This is a genomic window from Burkholderia sp. A2 (assembly GCF_001729305.1).
Lineage (GTDB): Bacteria > Pseudomonadota > Gammaproteobacteria > Burkholderiales > Burkholderiaceae > Burkholderia > Burkholderia sola.
Genome location: NZ_LZXX01000107.1, coordinates 36,280 through 45,203, shown reverse-complemented (window position 1 = coordinate 45,203; position 8,924 = coordinate 36,280). Strand labels below are relative to the sequence as shown.

4 protein-coding genes are annotated in these 8,924 nt (G+C 68.6%); 1 reads left to right on the top strand and 3 read right to left on the bottom strand.

Annotation, left to right across the window (positions count from 1 at the left end):
* Nucleotides 1-71: 71 nt before the first annotated feature.
* Nucleotides 72-791, top strand: a complete 720-nt coding sequence (locus A9Z05_RS24300) for a response regulator transcription factor (RefSeq protein WP_062885158.1) — start codon at nt 72-74, stop codon at nt 789-791.
* Between the two features lie 133 nt (nt 792-924).
* On the opposite strand, the gene A9Z05_RS24295 is transcribed toward A9Z05_RS24300, so the two are convergent.
* The 3 genes from A9Z05_RS24295 to A9Z05_RS24285 all read right to left on the bottom strand — a co-directional run bounded on the left by A9Z05_RS24295 (nt 925) and on the right by A9Z05_RS24285 (nt 8,902).
* Nucleotides 925-1,617 (bottom strand): response regulator, encoded by a 693-nt coding sequence (locus tag A9Z05_RS24295; RefSeq protein ID WP_059721047.1) that lies wholly within the window; start codon nt 1,615-1,617, stop codon nt 925-927.
* 233 nt (nt 1,618-1,850) lie between these two features.
* Complete coding sequence (locus A9Z05_RS24290; RefSeq protein ID WP_069620353.1) at nt 1,851-5,666, bottom strand: YadA family autotransporter adhesin; 3,816 nt, start codon at nt 5,664-5,666, stop codon at nt 1,851-1,853.
* A gap of 200 nt (nt 5,667-5,866) precedes the next feature.
* A complete protein-coding gene (locus A9Z05_RS24285; protein WP_256122083.1) occupies nt 5,867-8,902 on the bottom strand; it encodes a hybrid sensor histidine kinase/response regulator in 3,036 nt (1,011 codons plus the stop codon).
* Nucleotides 8,903-8,924 lie beyond the last annotated feature (22 nt).

Here is an 8,924-nt window from a genome sequence, read left to right as displayed (position 1 = left end):
GCGATGCGCGCCGTCGCCGCCCGCCGGGCGGCGAACCGGCCGCGACGATTGCCGCGCAAATCTGGACGACTATGGGAAGCTATCTGATACGCGTGGTACTGGCCGACGACCACCCGGCGATGCTGGTCGGTGTCGAGCACGGCCTGTCGTCGGTGCCGACGATCCGGCTGACCGGCAAGGCCGTCAATTCGACCGAGCTGATCCGGCTCGTCGAGGCCGGCGTGTGTGACGTCGTGGTGTCCGACTATGCGATGCCGGGCAGCGCGCACGGCGACGGCATCACGCTGTTCTCCTATCTCCAGCGCAATCACCCGGCCGTGAAGCTGGTCGTGCTGACCATGCTCGACAACCCGGCCGTGATCGGCGCGCTCACGCGGCTCGGCATCGAGTGCATCGTCAGCAAGTCCGACACGATCGATCACCTGATTCCCGCGATTCATGCGGCCGCGACGGGCGGCACCTATTACTCGCCGTCGGTGGAGAAGGTCGTGCGGACGCTCACGTCGCATTCGAGCGCGCGGGCCGCCGACCAGAAGCGCGAGCTCAGCGACCGCGAACTCGAAGTCGTGCGGCTTTATGCGTCGGGCCTCACGGTCAACGAGATCGCCGACAAACTCAGCCGCAGCAAGAAGACGATCAGCACGCAGAAGGCGCGCGCGATGGAAAAGCTCGGGATCGACAAGGACATCGATCTGTTGCGCTATGCGATCGAGCACGGGATCGTCGCCGCATCGGCCAGCGAAGGGCGGGGCGGTGACGTGAAAGAGGAAGGCGGCGTCGATCCGGCCTGACGGCGCGCGACGAGGCCGGCCGCGCGGGATGGCGGCCATGACGGAAGGTGAGCGCGCCTGCCCGTACCGACGCATCGATGCCCCGGCACCATCAGGTTGCCGGGGCTTTTTGTTTCAGATCGCGGCAGCGGCGTTACGCGCTGGCTTCGTCGCCGCGCACCGGCGGCGCATAGCCGTAGTCGGTCACGAGCCCGCACGCGATCGCATAGCGCACCAGGTCGACGTCGCGCTCGATGCCGAGCTTCTGCATTGCCGAGCTTTTCTGCGTGCTGATCGTTTTCTTGCTGCGATTGAGTTTTTCCGCGATCTCGTTGACCGACAGCCCCGATGCGAAGAGGCGAATCACCTCGACCTCGCGCACCGACAGCGCGGGCGCCCTGCCGCCGACGCTGCCGGTGTTGCGCAGGATCCGGTCCATCGACGGCGACAGGTAGCGGCCGTTCGTATAGGCCGCGTGGATCGCCATCGTCAGGTGATTGGGCATGTCCGACTTGCTGACGATGCACGCGATGCCGATGTCGATCAGCGCGCGCAGCGCCACCGCGTTCTCCATCATCGTCATCACGACGATCTTCAGCCCCGGAAAGCGCTTGAGCAGGGTCGTGAACATCGCGAGGCCGTCGCCGTATTCGGTGCCGGGCATCGCGTAGTCGGACACCAGCACGTCGCACGGATGGGTCGACAGCGCGTCCATCAGCTCCGTCGAGTTGTGCGCCGTCGCGACCACCGCGACGGTGTTCGTGGCCGACAGTTCGTAGCGGGCGCCGATGACGACGGCCGGATGGTCGTCGGCGATCACGATGCGAATGGGGAAGGTTCTGTTCATATTGGTCTCACGTGTCGCGCCGCGCCCGGCGGCGCGCGTGTCTCGCTCGGTTGAAAGAAGGGAATCGGCGCATGCGGGCCGCCGCGGGGCGCGCCCTGAAAGGCCGCGCGTGAGGCGCACGCGCCGACGGCCGGTGGCGACTCCAGGCGGAATCGGCACCGGCCGTCGGCCGAACGGCGGGGGACGGGGCCCCCGCTTCGGGTCGATGCTCCGCGCGACGCGGAGCGATCGGGTCAGAACTCATAGCCGACTTGAGCACGGACACCCACGTCGCCGACCGACGTGATCGACGTCGCGCCGTTCACGAGCCAGTTGCCGCTGCGCGACCGGTAGGTGGCGCCGGCGGCGATCGCCGAGCCGCTCTTGAAGTTCGCGGCGCCGACCGCGACGACGGTCTTGCCCGGCTGCGACGGCGTCATGTTCGGCATCGCCATCGCGGCCGCGATACCGGCGTACGCGTTCTTCGCGACGTCGTTGATCGCGCGGTTCGTGTCGTTGAAACGTGCGTCGACCGATTCCATCGCGCGGTCGAGCTGGCCCTTCGTCGCCGCATCGCTGGCGTTGATGCCGTCCGCGATGTTGACGAGCCGGCGGTTGCCTTCCTCCGTGCCGTTGCCGAACGAAACGGTGTTGGCTTCCGTCGCCACCGAGCCCTGGCCGATCGCGACCGAGCCGCTGCCGGTGGCCGATGCGCCTTGACCCAGCGCCGTGCTGTCCTTGCCCGATGCAACCGCGCCCTGGCCGAGCGCCGTGCCGTTTTCGCCCGACGCGACCGCACCCTGGCCGATGGCCGAACCGTTGTTGCCCGACGCGACCGCGCCCTGGCCGATGGCCGAGCTGTTGCCGCCCGATGCCGTCGAACCCTGGCCGATGGCCGAACCGTTGCTGCCGGACGCGACCGCACCCTGGCCGACGGCCGAGCTGTTCTCGCCCGACGCAAGCGCCTTCTCGCCGATTGCCGAGCTGTTCTCGCCCGATGCCACTGCGCCCTCGCCGACGACGGTCGAGCCGTCGCCCGTGCCCGGGCCGCCCGTGCCGGGGTTCGTTTCGAGTTCGCCGAGACGGTCGGACAGATCGTCGAAGCGGTGCGACAGGTCGCCGAACTGGCCGCTCAGCTCGCCGTACTGCTTCGCGAACTGCTCCTGCAGGTCGAACAGCTGGCTGCCGTTGATCGCGTCCATGCTCGTCGCGCTGATTTCGCCCGCGGCGACGCGCTGCAGCTTCGTGCCGAACGTGCCGGCGAACGTCACCGTGTCGAAGTTCAGGCCCGAGTCGTACGTGACCGCGCCGACTTCCTTGCCCGTGTAGTCGATCAGGCCGGTGGCGCGGAGCTGCGACACCGTCACGACATCGTCGTCGTCCACGCCGTTCGCGACGCCGGACAGCACGCGCGCGCCGCCGGTGCCCGCGAAGTTCACCACCGAGCCGCCGGTGTTCGCGCCGACCGTGATGTCGCCCGTCATCGCGTCCTGCTGGACGAGGCCGAGCGTGCCGCTTTCAAGCTGCTCGGAGAGCTTCTTGAGGCCGCCTTCGTTGGTCGTGACGCGGCCGTCGAGGTTGGTCACGACGTCGCCGACGGAGTTGACGATCTTCGTGCCGCCGCTGCCGTCGCCGACGGTGAAGGACGGTGCGGAGATCGAGCCGTCCGGGTTTACCGTCGCGCCGCCGCCGATCGCCGAGGCGACGCTTTCCGACACGCCGTGCAGTTGCGAACCGTTGACGGCTTCGGTGCTCGTCGCCGACACGTCGCCTGTCGCGACGCCCTTGAGCGTGCGTGCAGTGCCGCCAGTCGCGCTGAAGTCCACGGCGTTGCCGTCGGTGTTCGCGCCGACCGTGATGTCGTCGCCGGGCTTCGCCTGCTGGACGAGACCGAGCGTGCCGCTGCCGATGTCGTCAGCGAGCTTCTTGATGTCGCCTTCGTTGGTCGTGACACGGCCGTCGAGATTGGTGACGACGTCGCCGACCGAGTTGACGATCTTCGTGCCGCCGCTGCCGTCGCCGACGGTGAAGGACGGTGCGGAGATCGAGCCATCCGGGTTCACAGTCGCGCCGCCGCCGATCGCCGAAGCGACGCTGTCCGATACGCCGTGCAGTTGCGAGCCGTTGACGGCTTCGGTGCTCGTCGCCGACACGTCGCCAGCCGCGACGCCCTTGAGCGTGCGTGCAGTGCCGCCGGTCGCGCTGAAGTCCACGGCGGTGCCGTCGGTATTCGCGCCGACGGTGATGTCATCGCCCGGGTTGGCCTGCTGCACGAGGCCGGTGGTCCCGCTTTCGAGCTTGCTCAGCTTGTCGTCGATGTCCCCGATCTGTTTGGTATGGCCGGCGACGGTGCTGACCGTCGACGACAAGCCGGTACTCAGGCCCGAGACGATGCTGTTGGTCGACGAGAGTCCGGTGCTCAGTCCCGCAACGGTGCTGTTGGTCGACGACAAGCCGGTGCTCAGGCTCGAGACCGTGACGTTGGTCGCGGCGATCGCGTTGTTCGTCTTCGTGAACTCGGCCGTCATCTGGCCGAGGTTCACGGCGTCCGTGGGTTGCGTACCGTCAGCCACGTTGGTGATCTGCCTACGCAGCGCCGACGAGCCGACCGATACGCTGTTGTCGCGGTCCGTGGTCGCGCCGGCGCCGAGCGCCACCGAATCGGTATGGGACGCCTTTGCGTTGACACCCAGTGCAACGCCGTGCGAGCCGCTTGCGTTCGCAGCATTGCCGATCGCGACGGCGGCGCCGCCTGCGCTGCTGGCCTGGAAGCCGAGGGCCGTGCTGTTGTTGCCGCTGGCGAGTGCGCTGTTGCCGACGGCCGTTGCGTAAGATCCCGAGGCGCTGGTGTTCGTGCCGATCGCAAGCGCGGCCGTGCCGGCTTGCGCGGCGACCGTGCTGTTGCTCGTGTCGATCTTGACGTACGTATCGTCGACCTTCGTCGACAATTCCTTCTTCATCTGGCCGACGTTCACGGCATCGTTGTCTTCCGTGCCCGCGGCGACGTTGACGATCTGGCGCGTGAATTTGTTGCCGTCGATATTGGGAACACCGGCACCTACGGATACGGTGTTGTCCCGATCCGCAACCGTGCCGAAGCCCAATGCGACGGCGTTGTTGGCGCCGGCGCTGGACGTGGTGCCGATCGCGACCGAGCCTGTCCCTGTCGACACCGCGGCACGGCCGGTGCCGGTGGCGCTGCCGATTGCAACGCTATAGTTCCCTGTCGCCGTCGAATTGCTGCCGAGCGCCATGCTGGCTAAGCCGGTCGACGAGGCCGATACGCCCAGCGCATTCGAATAATTGTTCGATGCGAAAGCGTTGGACCCGATGGCGGCCGAGTTCGAATTCGCCACACGCGCGTTCATTCCGAGCGCGACGGCATTGTTTGCCCCGCTGGCGACGGCCGCTGCCTGGCCGATAGCCGTCGACCCCGTGCCGCCCGACGTCGCAGTGGCGCCGATCGCCACTGCGCCGGTGTTCGTCGCGGACGCAGCGTGTCCGAGCGCCAGCGCATCTTCGACCGTTGCCGATGCCTGATATCCGATTGCGGTCGTGTACCGCCCGGCGGTTTGCGCGAAACTGCCGATGGCGATCTGCCGGTCGCTGGCGTCGTTGTTCTTGGCACTTGCGCCCAGTGCGATCGAGTGCAGGCCGTTGGCCGTCGTGGCCGAACCCACGGCGACCGAACTCGATCCGCCGGACGTCACGGTTTGTCCGATGGCGACTGCATTGCTGCCCGATGCGACGGCAGCGGTACCGGTGCTATTGACCTTCACATACGTCGTATCATCCGCCGCCATCGTCCCGATCAGGCCCATCGTCCCGACCGCGCCGTCGCTGGCCGCCTTGCACACGCCCGCCGCATCGACCGTTCCGCTCGACCCGTCTTCCGTCGTGCACGTTTCCGCCGCAGCCGCGCCACCGATCGCCGCACCACCGAGTGCGATCGCGATCACCGCTTGCCGTGCCGCGCGCGCCGAGCCCTTCGAATGCGACTTCGCCGTTTCGGCCGCTGCCGTCCACGTGTTGGTCACGGCATTCCAGACGCTGCGATAAGTCTTGTTCATGTCCCTACTCCTTTCAGTTTGTCAGTTCACAAACCGATGGTAGGGATCGGCCTCGTCCTAATCAGTCGTCCCTGGCTGATTCGAGATAGCGACCGTGTAGGCCCAGTCCTACGCGCGTGACGACGCACCGCGGGCCTGCGCCGCGGAACGAAAGGCGATGGAGGGAGGAGGCCGGCGCGCGAGGGCCGGCCGTGCGGGATTCAGGTAGCCGGCGCCTGCGTCGCGCGCCGCTGCAGTGCTTCGCGCGCGAGCGCGTCCGCGTCGGCGAGCCGCGCCTCGAACGACGTCAGGTCGCCGCCGTGCACGATGGCCTGCAGTTCGCCGATTGCATCGGCCACCGCATGTTCGTGAATCGTCGCGAACGCGCCGCGCAGCGAATGCAGTTCGTGACGCAGCGCGGCGATATCGTTGCGCGATGCCGCGTCGTGCATCGCCGCCACCGATTGCGCTCGACTCGCTTCGAGCAGCGCATGCACGTCCGGCGGCAGCGGACCTTGCGCGAGATCGACGAGCGTGCGTGCGGCGGGCGCCTGTGCGGCGGCCGTCTGCGCGTAACGCCGCACGGTGCGGTCGATCGTATCGAGCAGCACCGGCTTCACGAGCACCGCGACGATGCCCGCTTCCGCGCAGCGCGCATGCTCGGCCGCGCTCGCATGCGCGGTGACGGCGACGATCGGCAGCCCCGGATACTGCGCACGCAGCACGTGCGCGAGCGTATAGCCGTCCATCCCCGGCATGTTCAGATCGGTCATCACGAGGTCGTAGCGCGTATCCGCGCAGCGTCGCAGCGCCGCCGCGCCTTCGTCGGCGGCATCGGCCGCATAGCCGAGCGTGACGAGTTGTCCTTGCAGCAGCGTGCGGTTGACCGGATGATCGTCGACGACGAGCACGCGCGCGGTGACCGGCGGCAGCGCCGCATCGCCTGCTTGCGCGTCGTCGTGCTCGGCCGCCTGCGCCTCGGTGGCCGCGCGCAGCGGCAGCGTGACGACGAACGTGCTGCCCTTGCCGGGTTCGCTCTTCACGTCGACCGTGCCGTGCATCATCTGCGTGAGCTGCTTCGTCAGCGCGAGGCCGAGCCCGGTGCCGCCGTAGCGGCGCGTGATCGATGTGTCGGCCTGCGTAAACGGCCGGAACAGTGCCGCGCGCTGCGCGTCGGTCATGCCGATGCCCGTGTCGCTGACGCCGATCGTGACCGGCGATTCGGGGTTCGTGTCGTCGCGCAGGTAGACCTCGAGCGTGATTTCTCCGTGGTTCGTGAACTTGATCGCGTTGCCGACGAGGTTCGCGGCGATCTGCCGGATGCGCGTCGGGTCGCCGACGTAGCGCGACGCGAGCGCATCGTCGACGAACACGTCGAACTGCAACCCTTTCGCGGCCGCGAGCGGCTCGAACATCGCGCCGGTCTGCCGGATCGTCTCTGCGAGATCGAACGGGATCGCCTCGATCGTCATCTGGCCGGCTTCGATCTTCGACAGGTCGAGGATGTCGTTGATCAGATCGAGCAGCACCGACGACGCGCCCTCGACCGTATGCAGCCGCTCGCGCTGCGAATCGGCGAGCGGTTCGCGGCCGATCAGTTCGAGGTTGCCGAGGATCGCATTGAGCGGCGTGCGGATCTCGTGGCTCATCGTGGCGAGGAACGCCGATTTCGCGTCGTTCGCGGCGTCGGCGGCGCGCGCCGCTTCGTCGAGCCGGCGCTCGATGTTCTTCTGCGACGTGATGTCGGAGAAGTTGCACAGCACGACGTCCCTGTCGCGAAAGCGCGTGCGCACGAGATTGACGAGCAGGTCGACGGCCTCGCCGTCGGCGGTGGGCAGCGTCATGTGCAGATCGGGTTGCCGCGCGGCGGCGGCGGGCGAACGGTCGAAGCGGGCGAGCAGCCGCGCCGGCAACGACGGCTCGCCGGCCCGCCGCGCATCGTAGTCGCGCATCGTGTCGTTCTGCAGCAGCACCGCGCCGTCGGCGAGCGACAGCAGCGCGATGCCGGACGGCGCCGCTTCGACGATCGTCCGGTTCAGGTTCTCGCTGTCGATCACGCGGCGCGTGCGCGCGTCGTCGGGCTTCAGCACACGGCGGTCGAAGCGCACGAGCAGCCACCAGACGAGCGCGATCACGGCCAGCATGACCGCGACGTACCAGCCGGCACGCAGGCCGATCGTCGCGAGCAGCGAGCGCAGCGTAAATGCCTGCACGAGCGTCCAGTCGGTTTCGGGAATCGGCTGGCTGAGCGAAAACAGCCCGTCGCCGAACGCCGTGCGCGGGCCGCCGCGGCGCGCGGCCTCGCGTGTATGCGCGGCGAGGCGTTCGATCGCGGCGCGCGTGGCGTCGTCGTCGGCCGCGGTGCCCGCGCGCAGTAACGTTCGGCCGCGAGCATCGACGACGATCGCCGCGTCGGTCGTCTCGCCTGCGGACAAACGCGTGCGCAGCACGTCGACGGGCAGCGTCGACAGGAAAACGGCGCGCGGCGATTGCGCGTCGTAGACGGCGCCGGCGATCCGGAACACGTCGCGCCGCTGCACGGGGTCGTAGACGGGCGGATGCCATTCGTATTGCCCGGGCGGCGGCGTGCCGATGCCGGCGGCGACTTTCGCGACGAGCGTCGCTGCATTGGTCGCGGGCGACGCGGTGAGCGGATCGGGCGGCACCGGTTCGGGAATCACGACCGCGAAGCTGCGGTCGGGGCGATACGCGTAGCCGGCGATCGCGCGATCGGCGTCGTGCTTCGCGACGTACGCGCCGACGCGATAGCTCATGTCGCTCGCCATCGCCAGATCGTGCGCGTAGCTGTCGGCCGGGTGCGCGGACGACAGGTCGGCCAGCACGAGCGTCGGCGGGAAGGCCGGGCTGCCCTGGATGATCAACCGGCCGCGACCGGCCGCGAGGGCGGCGGCACGGGCGGGATCGGTGGCACGCGAGTTCCACACGGCTTCGTCGTGCGTGACGAGCGTGTCCATGCCCGTCGTGCGCATCTTGAATTCGATCTGGACCAGGAACTGGCGTACCGCGAAGGTCGTATAGCGCGCCTGGATCGCCTCGCGCGCCATCGTATACAGCATCAGGCCGCTCGCGAGCAGGATCGCGACGGTCACGGCGGCGCCGCCGGCATACAGCAGCGCGCGTTGGCGACGGCCGACGCGGGTCGGCGCGGCGGACGGGTGCGCGGCGGCGGAGCGGGAATGATCGGGTGCGGCGCGGTGGTCCATCGGGAGCGGGGCGGTCGGCCAGGGTGCCCCCATGATAATGGAGTCCGATCAGCGC